Genomic DNA, 21006 nt, shown 5'->3' on the forward strand with positions numbered 1-21006 from the left:
CGGCGAAAGCCGCTACGACCGACCGGATTCGTTGACAGCCATCACCGGATCCCAGAGTTGTGGGAAGCGGTCAGCCCCCGGGCCGGCCGGTCATAATGAAACCGGTTTGCTGTGCATCTTTCACCGATTTGTGATTGACCGCCAAGCGCGGGCCATGGAATGGACCGGGGCGGTTCTGCTTGACCGTTGCCAAAAATGGTTAGACTAACCGTTCAGTGGTTCCCATCTTCCGTTCGCATTGCATCCCACGCCAAGTTCATGTCGCACCGATTTCGTTTCTTTTTAGGGATGGTCACCAGTCTGGCAGCGGCAAGTGGAATCGTCCTCGATGTCGAACATGCGGTGGGGCAAAAGCCTCGCGCGGTTCCGTTCAGCGGGGCATCAGGGGACACCATCGTGATTGACGATGCCCAGCTTTCCTTGATTCAGAACACCTTCGTTGCTGCACCGATTGCAGGGGTCGTGTCCAAGGTCTGGGTGGCCGAAGGCGATTCGGTGGCTGCCGGCGACGGGATGGTTCAGTTGGACGACCAGCAGGTGCAAACCGAATTCGAAGCCGCCGACGCGTCCTTCCAAGCGGCAAAGATGGAAGCCGAAAACGACGTCGACGCTCGTTATGCAAAGCGGACGTTGCAGGTCCGCTCGCAAGAGCTTCAGCAAAGCGTGCAAGCCAACGAAGGCTTTGCCGGCGCGATCCCGGATACCGAGATCGCTAAGCTGCAACTGGTCGTCGATCAGGCTGAATTGGCGATCGAGCAAGCCGAGCACGAGCAACGGGTGGCACAGGCCAGCGCCAGCGAAAAAGAAGCGGCGGCCAAGATCGTCAAAGCGAGATGGGAGAAGCACAAAATCAATGCACCCGTCAACGGACAAGTCGTAGAGGTTGCCGTCGAACCGGGCGAATGGGTCGAAGCGGGCAAGCCCGTCGTGCGCCTGGTGACACTGGACCCGATCCGGGTGGAATGCTTTGTCGATGGACAGACCTACGGTTCCGAACTGGTCGGCCGATCGATTCGGTTCTTCCTAGCGGGCAGCGAACCGGACGGTGGTTCGTCGAAATCCGGTGGTGGGAAGCCCGCTAGCGGGAATCCCAACGTACTGAAAGGCAAGGTAACCTACGTCTCACCGGAACTGCATCCCGTCACCGGCCAGTCCCGTCTGTGGGCCACCGTCGAAAACCCCGACCTGGCCGCTCGCGCAGGAATGCGAGGTCGTTTGGAAATCGCTGGCCGCTGATCCCTTTGATTTCGCTCCGTCCACGCACCTAGCAGCGCCAGCGTTTTATCGCTTCGTGGCGCGGCCATCAGCGATAGAACAGCATGAACGACGCTGCGGAATGATGCGGGTGAATCCGGCGCGCTCCCAGGGCAGTCGCGGCAACGCATCTCAATGTAGACATCCGCTGGCGCCACCGTCGGCGATGCTTCAGCACGCAGGAATCGCATCGATCCAGGCGGTTGCATTACTCCAGGTCCAGGAGGACGTAGCTTCTGCAAATCTGAATGTTGGCGCATGCGGTATTCCCGCTGCTCGATTTGTACGGAACGCTAGGGCAAACGTTGATTTGCAAATCACGATCAGAATACTGACGATTGCTGTAACGAGTCGTCCAGCCACGCGACTAGGTATATTGTCCAGCGAAATATCGCTCCATCTTACGCCAGCTGATCAGCGGATTATGTCTGAATTCCACGGCAATTTGACCGACTACTCAGTCGACGTTTGGCGCACGTCGTATCGATTGTTGGGCAACGCGGGAGATGCAAGCGAGTGCTCTCAGCAAACGATTGCAGACGCATTAAGAATAGATCCTACTTCAGTTCGTAGCTGGCGAGCAGTGCTGTGTCGCATCGCCACTCGACGAGCAATGGACCTGCTTCGTCGGCGGTATCGTGAACAAGAGGTGATTCTCCGTCTGGACAAAGAGCCCGGAATCGACGATCCGCCCAATGTGGATATGGAGTATGACGAGCTTTGCCAGCAGGTACGGAAAGCCTTGGTCGCTCTATCAGCTAACCAGGTACCCCTCTGTGCCAACATGCGTGAGACAACTTTGAATTTCATCAGAGTTGAGGGCATGGAGCATTCGCATGACCGATACCGCCAACAAAAAAATTGAAAAAGATCCGGAGGTGACACAGAAAGCGGCCCGTCGCCGCTTCACCGCCGACTACAAACGCCGTATCGCCCTGGAGGCCGAGAGCTGTACCGAGCCCGGTGAAATCGGGGCGCTGCTCAGACGCGAGGGAATTTACTCCTCGGTCCTGGCAAAATGGCGTCGTCAATTGCGGGAGGAATCATTGTCATCATCGAAAAAGTCTAACGGCAAAACTTCACCAGCCGATCAACTCAAACGTCTTGAACGTGAGAACGAGCGGCTCAAGGAGAAGCTCCGCCACGCCGAGCTGATCATTGACGTCCAAAAAAAAGTCTCGGAGATGATGCAGATACGATCACACGAGAAGGACGACTGACAGCCGCCAAACAACTGAGCGAAACAGTCGGCGTCGCGGTGGCTTGCCGTGCGATGAATGTGTCGCGTGCGACGTTCTATCGTCGCCGCGACCCCGATCGACAAGCCGCGCCGAGGCCGGCGCCCGCTCGAGCTCTATCACCGCAAGAACGCCAAGAAGTACTTGATCAACTCAACAGCGAGCGTTTCGCTGATCATGCACCACGACAGGTCTACGCCAAGTTGCTCGACGAGGGCGACTACCTGTGTAGCGTGCGAACGATGTATCGCATCTTGGCCGACAATCAAAGCACACGCGAACGACGAAACCAGCTGAAGCATCCCGAGTATCGCAAACCAGAGCTGCTCGCCACCGCGCCCAACGAAGTCTGGTCTTGGGACATCACCAAACTCAAGGGCCCCGAAACATGGACGTACTACTACCTCTACGTGATTCTGGACATCTACAGCCGCTGCGTCGTTGGCTGGATGCTGGCCGATAGCGAGAGCGCCGACTTGGCCAAGCAGCTGATTGAAACCACGATCGACAAGCAGAACATTCCACCCGAACAACTGATCATTCACAGCGACCGGGGACCTTCGATGACATCTCACAGCGTCGCGCAGCTACTCAGTTCGCTGGGCGTCACCAAATCACACAGCCGACCGCACGTCTCCAACGACAATCCGTTCTCGGAAAGCCAATTCAAAACGATGAAGTATCGACCTGAGTTCCCCAAACGCTTTGGCTGTTACGAAGACGGCTTGCAGTTCTGTCGCACGTTTTTCACCTGGTACAACAACGAGCACTATCACAGCGGCATCGGGTTGCTAACTCCATCATCGTTGCACTTCGGCCGCGCCGAGGAAGTAACTGCCGCTCGCACGCAGACTCTTCATGGTGCGTGGAAAAAGACACCCGAGCGTTTCGTTCACGGAATTCCCAAGCCAGCAAGTGTTCCCAAAGCCGTCTGGATCAACCCTCCCAAACCAATCGATGAACGCAAAAGGGAAGCCCCCGAGCCAACCTGCCCGGGAGCTTCCGAAGAAACGTCTTTGACGCACCCTCGATCCGATTATCCCTTGGACGGTTGCGTCCCCGCAGAGCCGTCTTCCGTTTCACCGGACGAATCAACCTTACCACCGAAAACACCTTTGAACACCCGAGCGATGCCTGAAAAAATCCCGGGGGTTTGGGGGCTGGCCCCCAAGTGCGCTGGCATCAATCACTGAACCGTTTAGAAAGTTGTCTCAATGTCGTTGACACATTCCACGCACCCGGATCCGAAAGTTGAAATCACTCGGCATTTCGCACGACGATGCGATGGCGTTCGGCAACAGTCGCAAAGCCGTCTGGCGTCTTTCAATGACGTCGGGTTTCCAGCGAGCGTTGTCGAACGCATGGCTCAAAGTCAACGGACTCTTTAGCCTCGAAGAGAGATGGAGCGAGCTTGCTCCGCTAAGACGAATCGCCTAGTGCGGATCCGCATGCTAGGTGGTGTGGGAGGGGTCCCGGGCAACCGGGCCCTATCCCGATCCCATGGTTCGCCGCGATTCTATCACGGACGGAGCGGTGGTTGGTAAGGGTTACCTGAGTTGACAGCATCCTGCTTGGTAGCAGATCGAAGGTCTGTAGGTGCCGTCGCATCAGGTAATGGCGTCCGTGGTCGTTTGCAAAACCAGAATACGGCCAAGACCACCAGCGCGGGTACGAACGCAAACAGCACGAGGTTCATTGGATATGCCAATATCACGGTTGGGCCAACAAAGTCGAGCCACGGTTCGCCCGGTCCATCACGCTGGAAAATCACGGTGGGAACAGGCCAGCCGTGAAAACGTGTATTGGCATTCGCAAGATAGGTGTAGCGGAACGTCGAAAAATACGCAGCAACTACGCTGCCAATCAGAGCAGCTAAATACAGCAAACGCGACCATGTCGGAATACGCCCTGCGATCGCGGCGTACGTAGCCCAGACGACGAGACCGCAGGCAGCGAGAAACAGCAGTAAGATTAGAGCAAACAATAGTGTGTCGGCCAAAGTTGCGTTGCGTTCATGTCAGTCAGCGAACGTTCGGGATCAGCGGGCGGCGACGATCGATCTCGCCGCCAAAAGACGCCTGACTTCGCCGCTCCGTTGAATCCCATGGTTCGCCGCTTTTTGTCAGTCAAAGATGGTCGGTCGTCAACGCGTAGTGGTCAACCATTTTGCGAGCCCGAACAACAACACCGCGTTCCGAGATATCGCCTGTTTCAATCCACTGGTTGTAGTGTACCAATTCATGGGCCAACGAGTTTAGAAACATTGCCAGTGCGTCGTCACGTCCGTGCTCAGTCAATAGGGCAGGGTAATCGCCGGTTGCGATTCGGATGAACGGCTCGTCCGTCGGGTCATAGGGCGCAAAAAAAGCCGCCGACACAATCCGATTGTCGACTGTCCTCAAATATGCGTGCGGCGATAGGTAAACTGGGACTCGCACCGGATGCGATTCAACAGTGCGAAGCCATTTTGCGAAACGAAGGATTGCAAAGCGAACATTCGGGTTGCCGCGTTGACCTCGGATTCGCAGGCCGCCGGCTCGTCGTGGCTTTGCCCACATATGTTTTCAGTCGGCGAACGTTGGCCATCAGCGGGGACGAGCGGATGAGCAACATTGTCCAATCGCGATTTCGAGGCCTCCGGCGCATGTCATGGTTCGTCGTATTGTAGCGAAGGAGTCAGTGTTGTGCGGCTATAGCGATCCAACATCGTCCTCGCGACTGTACATGAAGAATGGCTTTGGGACGGCGGGATCAAGTTGATTGGTTGCGCGCAGGTAAGGTGTAAACGGTTGTTCAGGGAGTAAGCGATAGTAGCCATCATGTGATAGCACTATGTACGACAATTGGCGTTGCCGCTCGAATGATCGGTCGGCGTCGAGTTCGGCGATGTATGTCGCAGTCAGTCCGGTCGGAGACATGTCAAAATGTTCAACGTTCCCATTCGTAAGTGTGATTTCGAGCGGACAGGTAGTTGGCGGATACGAGTAAAACGTCTTCGGCGATTTTGATGTTCCGAGCCATTTCTGAATTTGGCAAAGAACCTCTGGATCAGAAATGGTGACGAATTCGCGGTCAACGTGTGGCTTGAAACGAACCAACGAGATGTTGGTATCCCGAACATCCGCGATCGCGTGATTGAAGCGAAACAGGAGAAACCGATCCAAGATGGTCGGGCCAAGAACGATGAGTGCAACTATAGCGCCGAGAGCTGCGATCCATTGTCTAGACCGTTTGGTCGTGCGTTCCCTAATTGCTCGGCGAACGCTGAAAATCACGGGGTACGGGCGAACGACTTGCAAGCAAACGAGAAAACAGACCACCCGTACTCCAGTGCATTTTATGGTTCCTCGGCTGCGGACGCTTGGGGTACGACCGAGCCAAAACTTGGTTGCAACGCCGAAGGGAAATGGAACAATCCGATCAGCCCTACGAACACAAGGACCAATCTCAACTATACAGAATACGCCGCCCATGTACGCCCATTGGCCGTAATCGCGATCGGACCGAAAGTCTGCGTAATCGTGACTGACTGCCCCTTCGGAATTTGGACCGTGATCGTCTGAGTGCGTGTGCCATCATCATTGTAAGTACTTGGGCCTTCATAAATTGTCTTTGCCTCGTCAATCGGTTCGGCGGACAATGCATATGCAGCATGCCGAGACGACCAAGCGATGAACGTCAGCGGAAGGGCCACTGCGAAAAAGAGCAGCCAGACAGGAAGTTGATAGAGCACGTTCATTTCATTCGAGGAACGGTTGGGTTTTGCGGGTCGGGACAGTTGATGTTCCACTTCAAAAATCTGGCAAGCCCGGCTCCGTAACAACCCATGGAGATCGCAATAGTTGCAGAGCAGGGCAAGCAGCGTGCGTTCCGCAACTATGATCAGTGTCCCGCTACTAGAGTCTGGAGCCTCTGAATCTCTGCGTAGAAAGCGGCGACGTGCGCCGGTGTTGAGCAGGTGGGGCGATCAAGCAGTTTTGCAATATCCGCTTCGATGGTTTCACGAATCGGTGACGGGCACCGTTGAACCGGCCCGACGAGCAAATTCGCAACCTGTTCGCGAGCAATAACGTCAGATGCGCCTGGGGGAATATCAGTCATTAGCGAGTGTTCGTCGGAAACAGGTGGGAAGTAGGTGCGATAACGTTAAAGATCACGTGGTCGCCGCGGAAGACAAACCACTTCAACAAACTCAACTCGGCGACTCGCGTGCATCGTCTGGTTCGCCGTGTTCTACTTCAGATGCATTGGGGGCGTCGGAAGCCGGGCGTCGGGACGGAAGGAATACACTTTGAAGAATCCAATTACCCCCAACAACCAAATAGACGCCGATGATCAAAAAAGGAATGCCACCAGCCGCCCATCCTGCAGAATGAGGATCGACAACGAAACCGTATCCTTCAGCCGCATAGTCGCGTCCCTGAACAAGACCCTGAACCAACCCACCAGAAATCGCACCAAGTCCGTCGACGACGAGCAGAACGCCAAGCAGGCGCATTCCAAGTTGCGCAAAAGGCAAAAGCGTATGCGAGGTCACCGCTGGTTCGTAATCAGCTTGCTGCGCTGCCTGATTCTCGGACGGCGGTCGGTATGGTGAGTCACTCAAAGGCAGATCCGTAAAGTGCGTTTCGTTTCAGTCGGCGAGCGGTACCGATCACCGAGGAGCGGGAGTTGGTTTTCCATTGTCAAAACGCGACGCCCGGTCCTTCGGTGCATCGGATGGTTCAAGTAAGCCGCTATCGCGGCGGGATTTTGGTGAGGTGGAATTGATGAGGGAGTTGAGGTTTCGCTGAAGCATCCTGGCAGGAGGAGCTGTTCGCTGTGAACAGCCCATCAACTCCTCCTGCTACAGGAACACATCCATGCCCAAGTCTAACCCCCAGACTCCTGCAAATCCACGCGGTCGTTACTTTCCTGCCGAACTTCGCCAGCGTCTTTCCGAGGACCTGCATCTTACCGGAAAGGCGAAACGCACTCACGATGGCTACATCCGTGCCGTCCGGCAACTGTCCGACTTTGCGAAGTGCAGTCCCGACAAGGTCACCGAAACGCAAGTCCGCCAGTTCTTTCTACACCTCAAGAATGATCGCGAGTTCGCCCATGGGTCGCTTCGGGTCGCGCTCTCCGGCGTGAAGTTCTTCTTCACCTTCACCTGCAAACGCGACTGGGAGATCTTCGCGATGCTCAAGCTGCAGAACGCCAAAACGCTGCCAGTCGTACTGACCATCGAGCAGGTCCACCGCATCATGCAGATCACCAAGACTCAACGCCTGCTTGTCTTCTTTTGGACCGTTTACACCATGGGACTGCGGCTCAACGAAGCCTTGAGCTTGCAGGTTGGTGACATCGATGCCGCTCGCGGGTTCGCTCACATCCATCGCGGGAAAGGAGCCAAAGATCGCTGACTGCCGCTGCCACCTTCAACGCTGAAGTTGTTGCGAAGCTATTGGTGCACGCACCAGCATCCGTCGTTGCTGTTCCCCGGCAATCGACGCGGGCACTCACTGGCCAAGCACGGGATCAGCACGGCCAAGAACCCGATGTCTGAAAAGACCGTTCAGGAAGCCATCGCCAAGATCACCGGAACGATGAACCTGGGCAAGAAAGTCACGCTGCACACGCTCCGGCATTGTTACGCGACGCACCTACTCGAAGCGGGCGTCGGATTGAAGGCCCTCCAGAAACTGATGGGGCACTCTTCGCTACAGTCCACCATGATCTACCTGCACTTGACCGACACCGCCGAGGCCAACTCGCGCGAGGTCATTAACATGATGTTCGGCAAATCGCCCGGAGAAGACGACGGCAACGATGCCGGTGCGAAAGCTAAGTTGAAGTAGCCTCTGCATCAGCAAGATGCCCAGCGTCAGCGATGCCTTACGGCAGTTCGCACCGGCTTACTTGAAACAGAATCCCGGCTCCGTCTCAGTCATCCAGCAGAAAGTTCTTGGCGTGATCACGCGTTGCCGTACCGGCGCGCTTGGTGGCGTTCACTATCAATGCGACGGATGCGGGCGAGAACACTGGGTCGGGCGTTCGTGTGGCAATCGGCACTGCCCGAACTGTGGTCACGAGAAAACGCAGCTGTGGATTGAAACGCAGTCCGCCAAGTTAATGCCAGTGCATCACTTCCTCGTCACTTTCACGGTCCCTCGTGAACTGGGCTTGGTGCTGCGCGCTCATCAGCAAGACGGATACCGCTGTCTATTCGATGCCAGTAGCCAGAGCATCCGCGACGTCGGCGCGGCGACCAAGGCCCTGCGCGGTTGCGTGCTGGGGTTCTTCGGTGTGCTGCATACTTGGGGGCGTGACCCTGCCGTCTATCATCCGCACATTCACTATGTCGTTCCCGGCGGCGGAGTGAAGTTGGATGAGAGCGGCAATGCGGTCTCGTGGCAGAGCACACCGAAGAACTTCCTGTTCCATCATGCGACGTTGATACGAGTCTACAAGGCCAAGCTCGCCGACGAACTCCGGACGGCGGGCCTCTACGACGGTGTCCCCAAGCAAGCTTGGGACAAAAACTTCGTCGTCGACATCCAACCGGTCGGACACGGCGTGCCGACGCTGAAGTACTTGGCGCCGTACGTGCACCGCGTGGCGACCAACAACAGTCGCATCGTGTCGGTCGATGAAGCGGAAGTGATTTATACGATTCGCCGCAGCAAGCCGAAGCGAATGGAAACCAAGCGTGTTGCCGGCGAAGCGTTCGTCGCGAGCTTCCTGCAACACGTCCTGCCACCGGGCTTCCACAAGATCCGGCACTACGGCTGGATGAGCTCGAACAGCAAGCTGGCGATCGAGGAGGTGAAGTGGTTGGTGTGGCTGTTCTTGGGCTGGACTTTCTGGCTGGGCAGCGGCCACGCACCGCAAGAGAAACCACTGACGGCGCCGCTTCGGTGTGCCGTCTGTGGCGGCCAGTTGCGGGTGGTGGAGGTGACCTACGAGTCGCTGCAATCGGACGGGATCATCCCCGAACATTCGCTGACATATTTTGACAGTGGATAAATGAGAACCTCAAAGCAGCGTCATGAAGTATTCGAAGCGTCACCGGGAGGGCGGGGGCTGAAGGTGCGCGGCAACGTCAATAACGATCGAGAAAACCCAGCATCAACGATGCTCAGGAGTACTGAACTGCGGCCAATATCATCAACATCAGCGGAAGACGAACCAGAAACTGGCCCAGCAATCTCGCCAGTGCCGACCTGGGCACTCGACGCGCAGACGCAACCGGAAGCAAAACCCAAGTAACCACCGGCGCTAACCTCCGGGCTTCTTGAACAAACGACTTGAACATCGGCTCGCAAGCTCGCGATGTCAAATCCTTATTGGTTATTTGGCTTCTTTGGGCTCAAGTTCGATGATCGCCTCACCCTGTTCGTTGATACCCTTTAGTTGGCCAGCCGGAATCATATCAGCGTCATACAGTTTTGGACGATGCTGAAAGCTGGGGTTCTCGCGTTTCTTCGCGATGATTTCAGCGAGTTCTTGTCGGAGTTTTTCGGCAGTTTCCAAATCCATTTGGGCGGTAATGGCAGTAAAGTTGTGGTCAGGATCGTAGAGTCGCAACATCAGCCGTGAGTCTGCAAGGGGATTGCCTTGCAAATCAATTCCCGCCACGCAGGTTTCAACACTCCATTTGAATCGAGATGGGACGGAAACAACGCCTGCGGCAGTTGGGTTGAGCGCGCCCGTGTATAGGTAGTACGAATTGCCTGTGTCCTGTGATTCGATCGTAGCAGCGTACGCGACCGAGAGCGAAGTGGCTAATGCGAGAACAGTCAAGGCGAATGATTTTCCAGTGGGGCGCATATGATGTCTCCATACGTGTTGAATTGTATTTGCCAAATAACGGTTGGGATCAGCGGGCGGCGGGAGTTGACGTTGAACGCACCAAAAAACGCACCACCGCCGCTCCGTTGCATCCCATGGTTCTGTCACGGCTTCTTGCGATCGACGTAGGTCACACCAGTTCGAACCGTGCTGACCTTCGCCTTGGGTAGGCCATCCCGCAATCGCTCCAAACCGGCATCGGTGAGTTGTGAATCGGCGATCTGCAAATCAATCAATGTGTCCAGTGAGGCCAAGTAATCGATCGAGTTGTCCGTCAAGTTACTACGGTCCCCGGTACCGTATCGAATCGTCTTCGATAGCCAGAGATGCTGGATGACCGGAAGATCACCAAGCGATGCTAGGCCAGAATCCGTGATGGTACAATCGGAGAGTTGCAGGAGGTTTAGGTTTTTGAGTCCACGAAGATGCGTAAGGCCAGCGTCCGTGACATTCGTTCGGCCCAAATACAGCATCGCAAGCTGCGGCATCTCGGTCACGGGGGCAAGATGCTCGTCTTTCACATCGCATCCTTCCAGTCGAATAGATAGAAGATTCTTTAAAGATGAGAGCGCCCGTAGCGACTCGCCCGTCACATCTGTGAATGTGAGGTCAATGGTTCGGAGATTTGCGAGGCCAGCTAGATGGTCTATGTCGTCATCATCAACGGTTGTCCCCCAGAGTGAGAGCGATTGCAAATGCGTAAGCTTCGAAAGAGCCTCAACGGCCTCACGCGGTAAGTCAATCCGTTCACGGTTCGATTTACCAGCTATTCGCACGGCAGTGACATTGCCATCACCGTCTTTCGTCAGCTCTGCGGATTTCGGCAGGGATGGCTCCCGACCGATGGAGATGCCAGAGAAGAAGGTGAATGCCAACGCGATGGCAAACATCAAAACACTTCGCATAGTTTCTTCCTCATGACTGACAGAACGTCACGCGTCACCCGGTACGCGCGAGAGATTTTCAATATCAAGACCGCCCAACTCGCGTACTCGGGTGCACGCGATTGTTACCCGCCGTCATTTGGGCGAGCGTCTAGCGGCAACAAACCGCCAGTACGAGCATAGCGTATCAGGCCGACAGCACCTGCAGACAGTGTCCAGATCATTGCAATGGGGGCAACAAGACCGAGCATCTCCTGTATCATCCCCAGATAGCCAGCAGACTCAATGTACGACACTGCGTCGCCATTTTGGTCACGAACCAGTCGGCGTGGAATTGCCGGTACAACCAAAAACGATATGGGCACCATCACGGCCAACGACCACAGCAAACCATTGCGGCAGCTTATGAGCACAGCCTTGAAGGCAGAGTTAGCTCGATACGCGGATCGCGGATCGTTTAGATGTGCATTTGATGGCGAGTACGGGTTCGTCATTGCAGTCTTGTATCCCGCCATCGCGAAGCAAGTCGGGTAACGTTGACGATCAGCCGGCGGCGACGGAAGATCAACCACTTCAAAACGCCCGACTTCGCCGCTCGGTTGCATCGTTTGGTTCGCCCCGTTTTATGTAGGACGTTTGGAAGCTGTGGTTAGGTGTCGAACAGCCCGAAATCGTATAGTCCGTAGACGACGAAAGCAAGGAACGCACCAACACCAAGCCAAAATCGTACGCGATCAGAACTGCGAGCAGCAAATATCGCGACCGCCCCGATCAGCGAGTATAAAATTACGTTTGCGATTGTGTGCGGATTGTCTGCGCGGCCCCATGAATCGTTCTCGAGCGAAAAGAGTGGTACGACGATCATAAGCGACAGTGAGATCAGTGAACCGAAAATCGCCACAACACCGAATGACCACAGGCCGATCGTCGCGGTAAACCGCCGTAGCGATTCGAGAGTGATCCCACGATGGTTCGTGTCCATTCCGGACGTTCGGTCCGCAGTTCGTAGATCGTCAGTCATGTTGATTGAGTCGCGAGAAGCTCTGCCAACAGGCAGCGAATAACATGCTCGGCGTCAAATGCAATGTACTTCAGTGGGCGAACGGTAACCGTACACCAGCACCAGTTGGGCGCTTGGGGTTGGTTACTTTTTGCGGGTTCGGCGGCGGGCGCGGCGAGTTTTCTTGCGGTCGGCGGCTTGGCGACGTTCGTCGTCGCGGTATTGCCGGATCGATTCGGGATGTTCTGCCTTCCAGGCATGGGGCGTCATTGATTGCCAGTCGGTTTCGCCGGATAGCGCACGCCGCAGGACATCATCCAAGTACGCTCGCACGTCCAAGTTGTTGCGGATCGCGCTCCCGATGATTGTCATTAAGTTTGCAGCCCGTTCGCCCGCGGCCACCGAGCCTTTGAACATCCAGTTCTTGCGACCCGTCGCCACCCGCTTCATCAACTGCTCGCAGTCGTTGTTGTCCAGCGGGATCGATACATCTTCGGTAAAACGATGGAGTGCCTCCCAGTGCCGACGGACGTAGGCCGCCGCCATCCCAAGGTTGCTCTTGGGAAGCACCTTCGGTGACTGCATCGCTTCACTGGAAAGATAGGCTTCGATCTGATCCAGAACATGACGTGACAGGCTTTGGCGTCGCGAAAGTTGCTCCGGCGCAGTAAGGTGTTTGCATTGATCCTCCACGTCGTAAAGATTTCCAATCAACGACTCAAGTTTCGCCACTTGGATCGGGAACGCACTGCGGCACTCGTCGATCTTGCGACGCGCATGTGCCCAGCACGCTGCGAAAGTGATTCGCGAGTCGCTTCGTATTTGGATCTTCTGAAATCCCGACCAACAGTCGCCAATCAGGTTACCTTCAAAGTCACTCAGCACGTCGTCCGGACCATCACGGTGACGGCTAACCGTGAAGTCGAAAGCGACAACCGGAAGCCGTGAAGCGTAGTAGCCCCAGAAGTTCGCTTTGATGCTTGGCTTGCCTGTGGTCATCGCCTTCTCGAGGACCTCGGTGATACGTTTACCGCGCGGGTGATCCGATAAGTCCGGCATCGCGGCGGGCGTAATCAACAGCACGCCGGTGTCATCACAGCCAACGGTGGGATCTTGTTTCAGAATGCTCTGCAAGTGCTCGGCGAGCGGACGCAGGGCGAACTCGACGGCCGTTTCGATGTTCTGCAGTGTGCTGCGACTGGGCGTCCAGCCGCTGGCCCCGAACATGTCTTGTTGACGATAGAACGGCAGGTGATAGAAGTACTTCCAGGCCACCACCTCGACACCGATCGAGGCGTCGAAGCGATCCCATTCGACGAGGCCCGTGGGCCGCTCGGGGCTGACGATGCCTTGCGCTTTGTCGGTTGGGTGGACGTATTTGGCATACTTGGTTAGTCGGACTTTGAGATCCGCGGGAACCCACTCCAGCGTTTCAACTTCGTCATAGCCGATCAGGGTCAAGCCTTCGCGTTTTCCTTCGGGCACATCGACGATGCGTTCATAGCGCGGCAAATGTTCGGGGAACTTGCGGTCGCCGGTTGCGGAGCGATTTCGTCGTCGCTTCTTCTTGTCTTCTTCGGCATCGTCAACAATTTGTCGAGCGTCGCAGATCGCTTCTTCGAGTGCGCTGATGACTTCGGGCGTGGGCTCTTCGCCCAAGTCGAAATGCAGCTGGCCGTCACAGTCGATGCGTCGCTCACTCTTGCGACCAAAAAGTTGCTTGAGAAGTTTCTCGATCGTCAGGTTCAGCTCGATGTTCTTCTCGTCGAGTTTGTCACGGTCGGACTTAAGTTCTAAGACGCTGTGGGCTTGTTCCTCAATCAGCTTGTCTTTCAACTCCAGTGCGACGGCTTGTTTTTGAATCAACGCATGAGCAGCATCGAGGTCGGCGGGGAGTGGTTTGGGATCCATGATGGCGACATTATAAAGTTCGCCACCAAAAGCGCAAGTGCGTCCCCACGAAAGTCCAAAAGAAAACCGGCCCCGCGAGAATGTTCTCACGAAGCCGGTTGATGCGAAGTGGAACTGATTGATGCGAAGTGGAACTGGCCGGCCAGACGGCCCTACGCCACCATTCGCTTGCGTCTTGTCTTGGCCGATTTCAGTGAGACGCCTGCGATCCACATGGCCAGTTCGACCGAATCGATCGTGACGTGCGTTTGATCACAGGGAGGCGTTGGCAGCTCGACGGTGCCTTGCTCGAGTCGCCTGTACCACAAGGTCAATCCACCAGTCTCCCACCAGAGGGCTTTGATGCGGTCTCGCTTTCGATTGACAAACAGAAACAGCGAACCGTCGGTGACGCTCTTGCCCAACGAGGTGGTGACGATTCCGGTCAGACCATCAAAGCCTTTTCGAAAGTCGACCGGCTCGGTGCACAGATAGATCGGCATGCCATCAGGCAATCCGATCATGGTTGATCCTTGCGCAGTGGATTCGGCTGAGAATCAGTTGGCACTTCGATACGAATGCGGATGCCACCGGGAAGTTCAATCGTCGCGTTCGCGAGATTGGCTGCGGGAGCGGGGCGATCCGGTGTGGCTTGAAACGAGACGGGCACAAACTTGGCCACGACGGGGACTTTCGGATCCCGCGTCGACCGCAGCTTGCGTTTCCAGTTGTAGAAAGACGGCTGCGAAACACCTTCGGCGGAACAGAATTGAGCGACCGTCATCTGAGCTTGCTCAAATCGTTGCAGACGCTCCGTCCAAAGCTTCGCGGTTTCGGCTCGATTCATAGGGTTCTCCATTGGGAAGCAAGGTAAACCCAATAGCCTAAAACCTGCGCCTACAATGGTTTTGGTGTACGGTTACGTTGACCGGGTGCGAACGAACGATCAACCATCAAGAAAGGCGTTTTTGAGCACTCCGGTCCAACGCATGGTTCGCCGCGATCGGGTCGTCGGGTTTCGCGGAAATCCGCCGGTTTGCGCGACGCAATGCCAACCACGACACCGCAGCGTAGATTGCAGAAGTAAGGAGTGCAAGAACAGCCATTTCTTGCATGCCGTCGAATGCCCACGAGAAGGGGTCAAACATCCGGCCGTGAGTTGGCTTGGATGCCTGGCGTGCGTTCAGCGTGAGGCAGTATCCGTATCCGTACAGGAAAGCCCAAACAACACAAACGGTGTAGTGCGTGAGTGTACCCTGCGGGGTTTTGAGGCGAAATCGTAGTTGAATCCATACTGCAGTGAGTGTCGGAACGAGCGGAACGAGGAGGATCAGAGGAGAATTCGCATGGTCAACGGCAAGCGGAAGGTGCGCAAGATGAACGCCAACAATCAGAGTGAAGAGCAGCAAGTCAAGGATGGCAAACGGTCGTCGCACCGATCCAATCTCCGATCGTCTAAAACTTGGTCGGCGAACGTCGGTGATCAGCGGGTCGGGAGAGTTGACTGTCCATTGGTGAAAACTTGCAGGCCCGACTCCGTTGAATCACTTGGTTATTTGTTTGCCCGAACCAGTCGTCGGACTAGCGGTCGGCAAGCCGTCAGCCTACCGGGCATGGAGTCGGCCGGCAAGTTTTCGGGCGTTGCGTCGGCACGCGGGTCGGCAGTCGTGCGAGTCGATCACGGAGTGCCATCGAGCATTGAGATCACGAGTTGTGCGCCGAGGCCATCGGTTCCGATGCACCAAAAGACGCGTCGGTTTAGTACAAATAACGGCGGCGATCAGCGGGCCGGGGAAGTTGAGTTTCCATTCGTGAAGCCGCACAAGCCCGGCTCCGTTGCATCGCATGGTTCATCGGTACTTGGTTTTGATTGTGAGGCGACGTATTTAATCAGCATCGTTCGAGTATCCTTATCACAATCTAATTCCGGCTCTCGCAAGAGCGTCTGAATTCGACTCCTTGCGGCAGCGTGTCCGAGTCGTTTCGCTTCGAGGTTTACGCCCTTCAACGCCACAGTAAGGCGATCATTGCCATTGATCGCGTTCATGGTGAAGGTGATAACTGCTTGGGACTTGTCGTGACCCACGCTGAAACACGAGGGGCCGATAGCGGGAAGATGGAGCATTGCAGTGTAACGGTCTTCATTTCGCTTTCCATCCGAAAGCCGAAGAGCGTCGGCGTACGGAGGCATTGCATTGTCCGGGAAAGACTCTGCAAGAATCAGATGCTCTCCGATCAGAAGCAGAGCGAGGTTGCCTCGTTCAACGTCGGGATCGCCGTCGACGGATGTCGAATCGACAATCCATGCACCCGCCAAGGTCGTCGGTGGCCAGTCTGCCGCGAAGCAACTGGCAATCATTGACGATATTGCGGCAAGAAGGCAACAACATAGCGACTTCATTTTGACGTCAACTCATTCGATGAACGGCACGCGTAACCGGGAACGCGCGGGAAAGTTTCTAACGGCCAAATCGCTCAGCTCGCGTTCTCCGGTTCACGCGATGGTTACCCGCGAAATGACGTCACTTTTGGAATGTCTGGCCAGAAACAAGTACGTCGCCGAAGTCATTGACCCCGGGTGCCAAGGTAAGTTCAAAGCGAGATCGACGCCATTCGACAGAATCTCCGTAAATCTTAACGTGATTAAAATGGCCTGCCTCATGCCATACCCGAAAAATCAGCTTGGTGCCTACCGGCAAACCTTCGATAGCAACTGCACCATTCTTGTCGCTGACGCAACCAAATGGATGATCCATTATCAGGAGCAACGCATTCAAGCTTGGCGTGACCAGGCATTCGATTGCGGCCGTGGTAGGAGCACCTGCGGGAAGTCTTACAAAATCCGATCTGCCGGGAAGTGACTCTATGTTTACAGCCGGAGCGTTAAAGAATGTAATTTGTGGGAAATGGCGTCTGGGGCTGCGGTTAAGGATCTCTAGCGTGTCGCCCAGCCGAGCGAGAACGACGTGCGGGTGAAATCCATTCTCCGCTATCGTTAACTTGAGTTGCTCGCCTTTGTGCGGTGCAATTTTCAGCTTCGTGCCGCCACGTCCCGTATAGACGTATACAACTACGTTTCGAATTCCATTCGAATCAGGATCAATTTCCAGTTGGTTACTCTTACCTAACGGATTCGCATTGAAATTGCCTGCTTGCGCGGTTGCAGAAGAGGGATCGAGTGCGAATCGCATCCTGAGTGACGCAGTTTCAGCCTGAGCAACGGTCATGGACAGCAGTAGTCCGACGATGATTAATGCTGATCGCTTCATTTGGCACTAGCTCCATCGGGTAACGGTAGACATCACGGGGGACGGACGAAAGATCCTCCACTTCAAAAACCGCGCAAGCCGTCCTCCCGTGCATGTCATGGTTCCCCGCTATCTTCAACTTCCGGGGCAGGTGGAAATGAATCGCGGGTGTACGAGAGGATGTACCCAGAATGTACCAGATCTCCCGATGCGTGTGCGTCATCAATCAATGATCGCAGTTCAATTTCGTCGCGTATCCCATACCGCTTTAAGAGTCGAGAGCCAGCAAATGACAACAGTCTGGACCAGTCAAAGCCATCAATCTGCCCATCGTCGCCAAAGTCGAAGTCGACCGATGTGTCGGGCAAACGTACAACGCACCCAAATCCGTGAATGACGTACTCGCCACCACCAACAAGTACCGCGCGTCCAGGAACGTCATAGCCAACCCATTCAGTCGTAGATGCAGGCCGAGGTATTCCAGTGGCTTCGAGCGCGTCTACTGCTCGTGCAACAGTCGATTTGTAGTCGTCGATCAGAGGGCGAAGCCGATCATCCATCGTCAGCATCATTCAGTCGGGGAACGCTACCCGTCACCGGGCCGGGAGTGAAAAGTCAACCATTGCCAAAACGCTCGCAAGCCCGGCTCCGGTGCACGGGATTGTTCCCCGCTTTTCGCCAGTGGTATCACGCGTGATTCGGACGTTCACAGTTTACCGCCAATAGCGAAGTGAAACCATATTCCAACGGTAGCACACAGTGGGATCGAACAGATGAAGCCGAGTATCCCCGCACCAAGTACCGATCCCGCATGAAGGTCAAGTAGTCGAAAACGACTAATCATGGCGAGAACGATCAGTGGAAGTAACGGGAAAGCGAGAATAAACCAATCACGTTGGCCAACTTCATCGGGGTACGGCCAAACACGAACGGTGAACCAATCGAGAACAAGGAATTCAGCCAAGTTAAGCAGTGCGGCGGTTGCCGTAGCGACGAAGAACGTCAGCACAGGGCGTTCATGCAGCAGTGTAGGTTTGGACTCGAGCTTCGATTCGATCGCGAGTCTTGAGTCAGGCGACGGTGAGAAAGGGTTCAATGTCGCAATCCCAAATTGCCTCAGTCGGGGAACGGTACACATCACCGAGGACGCGAGAAAGACTCTCCATTGCCAAACCGCTCGGCTCGCGTCCTTCGGTGCATGTGATGGTTCCCCGCAATTCTAACGTTGACCATCTTGAGCGGCCACCATTTCCTGGGCAGTCGGAAACCAATATGACTCGATCCAGTCCTCTCCAAGCGGTGCGATGCGATCAACGTTCCATCCATGTTCGCGCATCGAATACAGCATTGAGTCAGCCGCTGCGGCATTAGTCGAGTGGATGAGCGTAGAAGTGGTTGGTTCGCGTGTCACCAAGAACGCAGCGACATCACGGCCATCACCAGGATCAGGGTCATCAGGTGAGTCAGTAAACAGATCGTGGTCGAGGCAAATCAGATCAGGAACGCGATTGAGACGGGAATACGCGTCGATGAAATCGGGAGCAGTTCGATGGACGTCCAGTGTCGCCGCCGGATGATGCAGAGCCAAAATGGCGCGGAACCGTGAGATGCGATCCAAGTCGTCTTCTAGCATCACAAGAAAGTTCACGATTAGCGTGCAGTCTCTTCAGTCGGGGAACGTTATGCGCCACCGGGAACGCGCGGGAAAGTTCCTATCGGTCAAGTCGCTCAGCACGCGTTCTCCGGTGCGCGCGATGGTTCCCCGCCGTCTGGCGATTCTGTGCGGCGAAAACGAGCGAAATGCAAGTAGGAAATTAGACCAAAGATCAGGGTTGAGAAGATTGCAGGGACCAGTATTGCCCGCATGAAAAACGCCGCAAATTGAATCGGGTACCTAAGCCCATGGTTGTCCAAGATCATTGCTGGCAACATCGAGCGTCGAATAGCGTAAAAGTGCGCTACACCAAACCCAAACGCCACGACAATTGTCAGCGCGTAGTTTAGTGCAGTCGCAAATCGCCAACCAGTATTAAAATGAAGTTGGATCAGTGCAGAAGGCAGAAATGAAGACGTTAGCAGAATAATCAGGTACGCAATTCCAAGGCTTGGATACGCGACTACAAGTTCCGTCGCTAAAAGCCCAAGTGCGACGATAGTCGCGAGGGAAAACGCATATCGAACGCAGATCGTGGACATCGGGCTATAAGGGCAAAGAGGGACTTCAGTCGGGGAACGGTACGCGTAACCGGGAACGCGCGGGAAAGTTTCTAACGGCCAAATCGCTTGGCTCGCGTTCTCCGGTTCACGCGATGGTTATCCGTCGTCCGAGACGATATAGGGCGCACGCAAAAAAGTCGAAGCAAATAGCGGCTACGGTGTAGCAAATGTAGCGAACGGTAAGTGAGCCGGATACGAGGAACACCGGTAGACCACTGCCTCGCTGGGCGAGGTACATCGAGAGCCAGCTGACGCCAAACATCGGGAACGCAAAGACAAGTCCGGCAACGGTGCCGCGAATGAGTGCGGTAGCGTTAAAGCGAGGTGGAAAAAGCATGAAAGTCGTAACGGCGATACAGAGTGATGCGATGAGCCAAGTTGCGAGATTCTGCGCAACCATGGCGAGTGGCTGTTGCAGCAAAATAGATTCGCCAAAAAGTGTTCCGCCGAGCAGCATGCTGTATGCAACCTCTGTCCCGATGATGCACCCGCAGAAGAATGCAGCGACATGAGAACCGATGGCCCGTCGCATCGGCAGCGTTCGTTTCGGTTGCGAGCGAGATTTCGAAAGGGCTTGCGATGCAGAAGCGTAGGGGTTCGTTGACGACACTTGGCATTCCTTTGCTAAACTTGAGCCGATTGCTTTCAGTCGGATAACGGTAGGGTTTTGCGGGCTGCGGCGAATGACTTGCAAGCAGACGGAAAAGCGTGCCACCGTCGCTCTGTAACAACCCATGGTTATCGGCGATTATAGCGTGCATTAGTCGAGCGTTAGATCACGACAGTGGCAAACAACGCCGGGGCGGCGACCCGTGGAATTGAACTAATCGGGAAGCGTGGAAGACGGTCGGTGAGGTGGAAGTTGGTTATTGACAGTTGTCTTGCGACGCAACCACAGTGCGCTGCTGACGAGCCAAAGGAGAACCCCAGAGACAAGGCAACCGATGTCAAGCAACGCATCGGATGCGAGCACCTCGAGCCTCGCCGCGACTGCGAGAAGCGTCAAGGTAATCCCAACACCGGTGCAGACACCGAGTGAGTAGATTTGAGTGGCACTGAGCATGTTGTTCTATGCGTGATGGGAGGAGCCCGCAGTAATGTGGGTAGGTGCGAGATGGCGCATCGATCGCGCACCTGTCGGATAACGTCAACCATCAGCGGGCCGCGACGAGCGATTCAACCACTGCAAAAAAGCATGACACGCGGCTCCGTTGCATGGTTTTGTTATCCGCTTTCGTTACTTGGCTGCTCAAATTTCCTAGCGACCAAGCTAGGTATCAACCGGAGCAAACAAAGCTTTGCAACGTAGAATAGCGAGATCAATGCGCCAGCAAGTACGACAGTATATGCAGCGACCTGGAAAAAGTATCGAGGTTCAGTGACCGGGACTCGCAGTGCCACCGCACGCGCCGAGACCAACGCGGCGATCAAGGTAAGTAGCA

23 protein-coding genes and 2 pseudogenes are annotated in these 21006 nt (G+C 55.4%); 7 read left to right on the forward strand and 18 right to left on the reverse strand.

Annotation, left to right across the window (positions count from 1 at the left end; all coding sequences use genetic code 11):
* Positions 1–258: 258 nt before the first annotated feature.
* The 4 genes and pseudogenes from K227x_RS00545 to K227x_RS00560 all read left to right on the forward strand — a co-directional run bounded on the left by K227x_RS00545 (position 259) and on the right by K227x_RS00560 (position 3929).
* Complete coding sequence (locus K227x_RS00545) at positions 259–1236, forward strand: efflux RND transporter periplasmic adaptor subunit (RefSeq protein WP_246146404.1); 978 nt, start codon at positions 259–261, stop codon at positions 1234–1236.
* Between the two features lie 100 nt (positions 1237–1336).
* A complete protein-coding gene (locus tag K227x_RS00550) occupies positions 1337–2119 on the forward strand; it encodes an RNA polymerase sigma factor (protein ID WP_145167518.1) in 783 nt (260 codons plus the stop codon).
* Positions 2091–3454: pseudogene (locus K227x_RS00555) on the forward strand (IS3 family transposase); the annotation flags it as partial. The gene K227x_RS00550 and the pseudogene K227x_RS00555, both read left to right, overlap by 29 nt.
* Before the next feature lie 289 nt (positions 3455–3743).
* The gene (locus K227x_RS00560) at positions 3744–3929 is read left to right on the forward strand and encodes a hypothetical protein (protein WP_145167520.1); all 186 of its coding nucleotides are present in this window, start codon (positions 3744–3746) and stop codon (positions 3927–3929) included.
* An 82-nt stretch (positions 3930–4011) separates the two neighbouring features.
* Here the strand turns inward: K227x_RS00560 and K227x_RS00565 are convergent, their stop codons facing one another.
* The 3 genes from K227x_RS00565 to K227x_RS30110 form a co-directional block, all read right to left on the reverse strand.
* The gene (locus tag K227x_RS00565) at positions 4012–4491 is read right to left on the reverse strand and encodes a hypothetical protein (protein WP_145167522.1); all 480 of its coding nucleotides are present in this window, start codon (positions 4489–4491) and stop codon (positions 4012–4014) included.
* Between the two features lie 127 nt (positions 4492–4618).
* A complete protein-coding gene (locus K227x_RS00570) occupies positions 4619–4930 on the reverse strand; it encodes a hypothetical protein (protein WP_145167524.1) in 312 nt (103 codons plus the stop codon).
* A 252-nt stretch (positions 4931–5182) separates the two neighbouring features.
* Positions 5183–5410: a hypothetical protein gene (locus tag K227x_RS30110; protein WP_218933665.1), complete on the reverse strand. Its 228-nt coding sequence runs from the start codon at positions 5408–5410 to the stop codon at positions 5183–5185.
* A 111-nt stretch (positions 5411–5521) separates the two neighbouring features.
* Here K227x_RS30110 and K227x_RS00575 point away from each other — a divergent pair, with 111 nt between their 5' ends.
* Positions 5522–6055 carry a hypothetical protein gene (locus tag K227x_RS00575; RefSeq protein ID WP_145167526.1) on the forward strand — a complete coding sequence of 178 codons (534 nt, stop codon included), beginning with the start codon at positions 5522–5524 and terminating at the stop codon, positions 6053–6055.
* Between the two features lie 629 nt (positions 6056–6684).
* Here K227x_RS00575 and K227x_RS00580 read toward each other — a convergent pair.
* Complete coding sequence (locus K227x_RS00580; protein WP_145167529.1) at positions 6685–7098, reverse strand: hypothetical protein; 414 nt, start codon at positions 7096–7098, stop codon at positions 6685–6687.
* Positions 7099–7354: 256 nt separating this feature from the next.
* Between K227x_RS00580 and K227x_RS00585 the strand changes: the two are divergent.
* Positions 7355–8332 (forward strand): annotated as a pseudogene (locus K227x_RS00585) (site-specific integrase).
* A gap of 16 nt (positions 8333–8348) precedes the next feature.
* On the forward strand, positions 8349–9500 hold the full coding sequence (locus tag K227x_RS00590; protein WP_145167531.1) for an IS91 family transposase: 1152 nt from the start codon (positions 8349–8351) through the stop codon (positions 9498–9500).
* A gap of 324 nt (positions 9501–9824) precedes the next feature.
* On the opposite strand, the gene K227x_RS00595 is transcribed toward K227x_RS00590, so the two are convergent.
* The 14 genes from K227x_RS00595 to K227x_RS00660 all read right to left on the reverse strand — a co-directional run bounded on the left by K227x_RS00595 (position 9825) and on the right by K227x_RS00660 (position 20279).
* Positions 9825–10277 carry a hypothetical protein gene (locus tag K227x_RS00595; RefSeq protein WP_218933666.1) on the reverse strand — a complete coding sequence of 151 codons (453 nt, stop codon included), beginning with the start codon at positions 10275–10277 and terminating at the stop codon, positions 9825–9827.
* A 152-nt stretch (positions 10278–10429) separates the two neighbouring features.
* Positions 10430–11230, reverse strand: a complete 801-nt coding sequence (locus K227x_RS00600; RefSeq protein ID WP_145167535.1) for a leucine-rich repeat domain-containing protein — start codon at positions 11228–11230, stop codon at positions 10430–10432.
* Between the two features lie 104 nt (positions 11231–11334).
* Positions 11335–11814, reverse strand: coding sequence for a hypothetical protein (locus K227x_RS00605; protein WP_145167537.1), 480 nt, complete (start codon positions 11812–11814; stop codon positions 11335–11337).
* Between the two features lie 44 nt (positions 11815–11858).
* The gene (locus K227x_RS00610) at positions 11859–12191 is read right to left on the reverse strand and encodes a hypothetical protein (protein ID WP_145167540.1); all 333 of its coding nucleotides are present in this window, start codon (positions 12189–12191) and stop codon (positions 11859–11861) included.
* A gap of 162 nt (positions 12192–12353) precedes the next feature.
* On the reverse strand, positions 12354–14120 hold the full coding sequence (locus tag K227x_RS00615) for an IS66 family transposase (protein ID WP_145167544.1): 1767 nt from the start codon (positions 14118–14120) through the stop codon (positions 12354–12356).
* Between the two features lie 152 nt (positions 14121–14272).
* Positions 14273–14623, reverse strand: coding sequence for an IS66 family insertion sequence element accessory protein TnpB (gene tnpB / locus K227x_RS00620; RefSeq protein WP_145167546.1), 351 nt, complete (start codon positions 14621–14623; stop codon positions 14273–14275).
* Positions 14620–14946 carry an IS66 family insertion sequence element accessory protein TnpA gene (gene tnpA, locus K227x_RS00625; protein ID WP_145167548.1) on the reverse strand — a complete coding sequence of 109 codons (327 nt, stop codon included), beginning with the start codon at positions 14944–14946 and terminating at the stop codon, positions 14620–14622. The genes tnpB and tnpA overlap by 4 nt, the downstream gene beginning before the upstream one ends.
* A gap of 106 nt (positions 14947–15052) precedes the next feature.
* On the reverse strand, positions 15053–15535 hold the full coding sequence (locus tag K227x_RS00630; protein ID WP_145167550.1) for a hypothetical protein: 483 nt from the start codon (positions 15533–15535) through the stop codon (positions 15053–15055).
* 344 nt (positions 15536–15879) lie between these two features.
* Positions 15880–16458, reverse strand: coding sequence for a hypothetical protein (locus tag K227x_RS00635; RefSeq protein WP_145167552.1), 579 nt, complete (start codon positions 16456–16458; stop codon positions 15880–15882).
* A gap of 163 nt (positions 16459–16621) precedes the next feature.
* Positions 16622–17368 (reverse strand): cupredoxin domain-containing protein, encoded by a 747-nt coding sequence (locus K227x_RS00640; RefSeq protein WP_145167554.1) that lies wholly within the window; start codon positions 17366–17368, stop codon positions 16622–16624.
* Positions 17369–17463: 95 nt separating this feature from the next.
* Positions 17464–17919 carry a DUF6896 domain-containing protein gene (locus K227x_RS31550; RefSeq protein ID WP_145167556.1) on the reverse strand — a complete coding sequence of 152 codons (456 nt, stop codon included), beginning with the start codon at positions 17917–17919 and terminating at the stop codon, positions 17464–17466.
* Positions 17920–18053: 134 nt separating this feature from the next.
* Positions 18054–18443, reverse strand: a complete 390-nt coding sequence (locus K227x_RS00650) for a hypothetical protein (protein WP_145167558.1) — start codon at positions 18441–18443, stop codon at positions 18054–18056.
* A gap of 123 nt (positions 18444–18566) precedes the next feature.
* Complete coding sequence (locus tag K227x_RS00655) at positions 18567–18995, reverse strand: cyclic-phosphate processing receiver domain-containing protein (RefSeq protein ID WP_145167559.1); 429 nt, start codon at positions 18993–18995, stop codon at positions 18567–18569.
* Between the two features lie 654 nt (positions 18996–19649).
* Positions 19650–20279 carry a hypothetical protein gene (locus tag K227x_RS00660; RefSeq protein WP_218933667.1) on the reverse strand — a complete coding sequence of 210 codons (630 nt, stop codon included), beginning with the start codon at positions 20277–20279 and terminating at the stop codon, positions 19650–19652.
* Positions 20280–21006 lie beyond the last annotated feature (727 nt).

It is taken from the genome of Rubripirellula lacrimiformis, assembly GCF_007741535.1.
Lineage (GTDB): Bacteria > Planctomycetota > Planctomycetia > Pirellulales > Pirellulaceae > Rubripirellula > Rubripirellula lacrimiformis.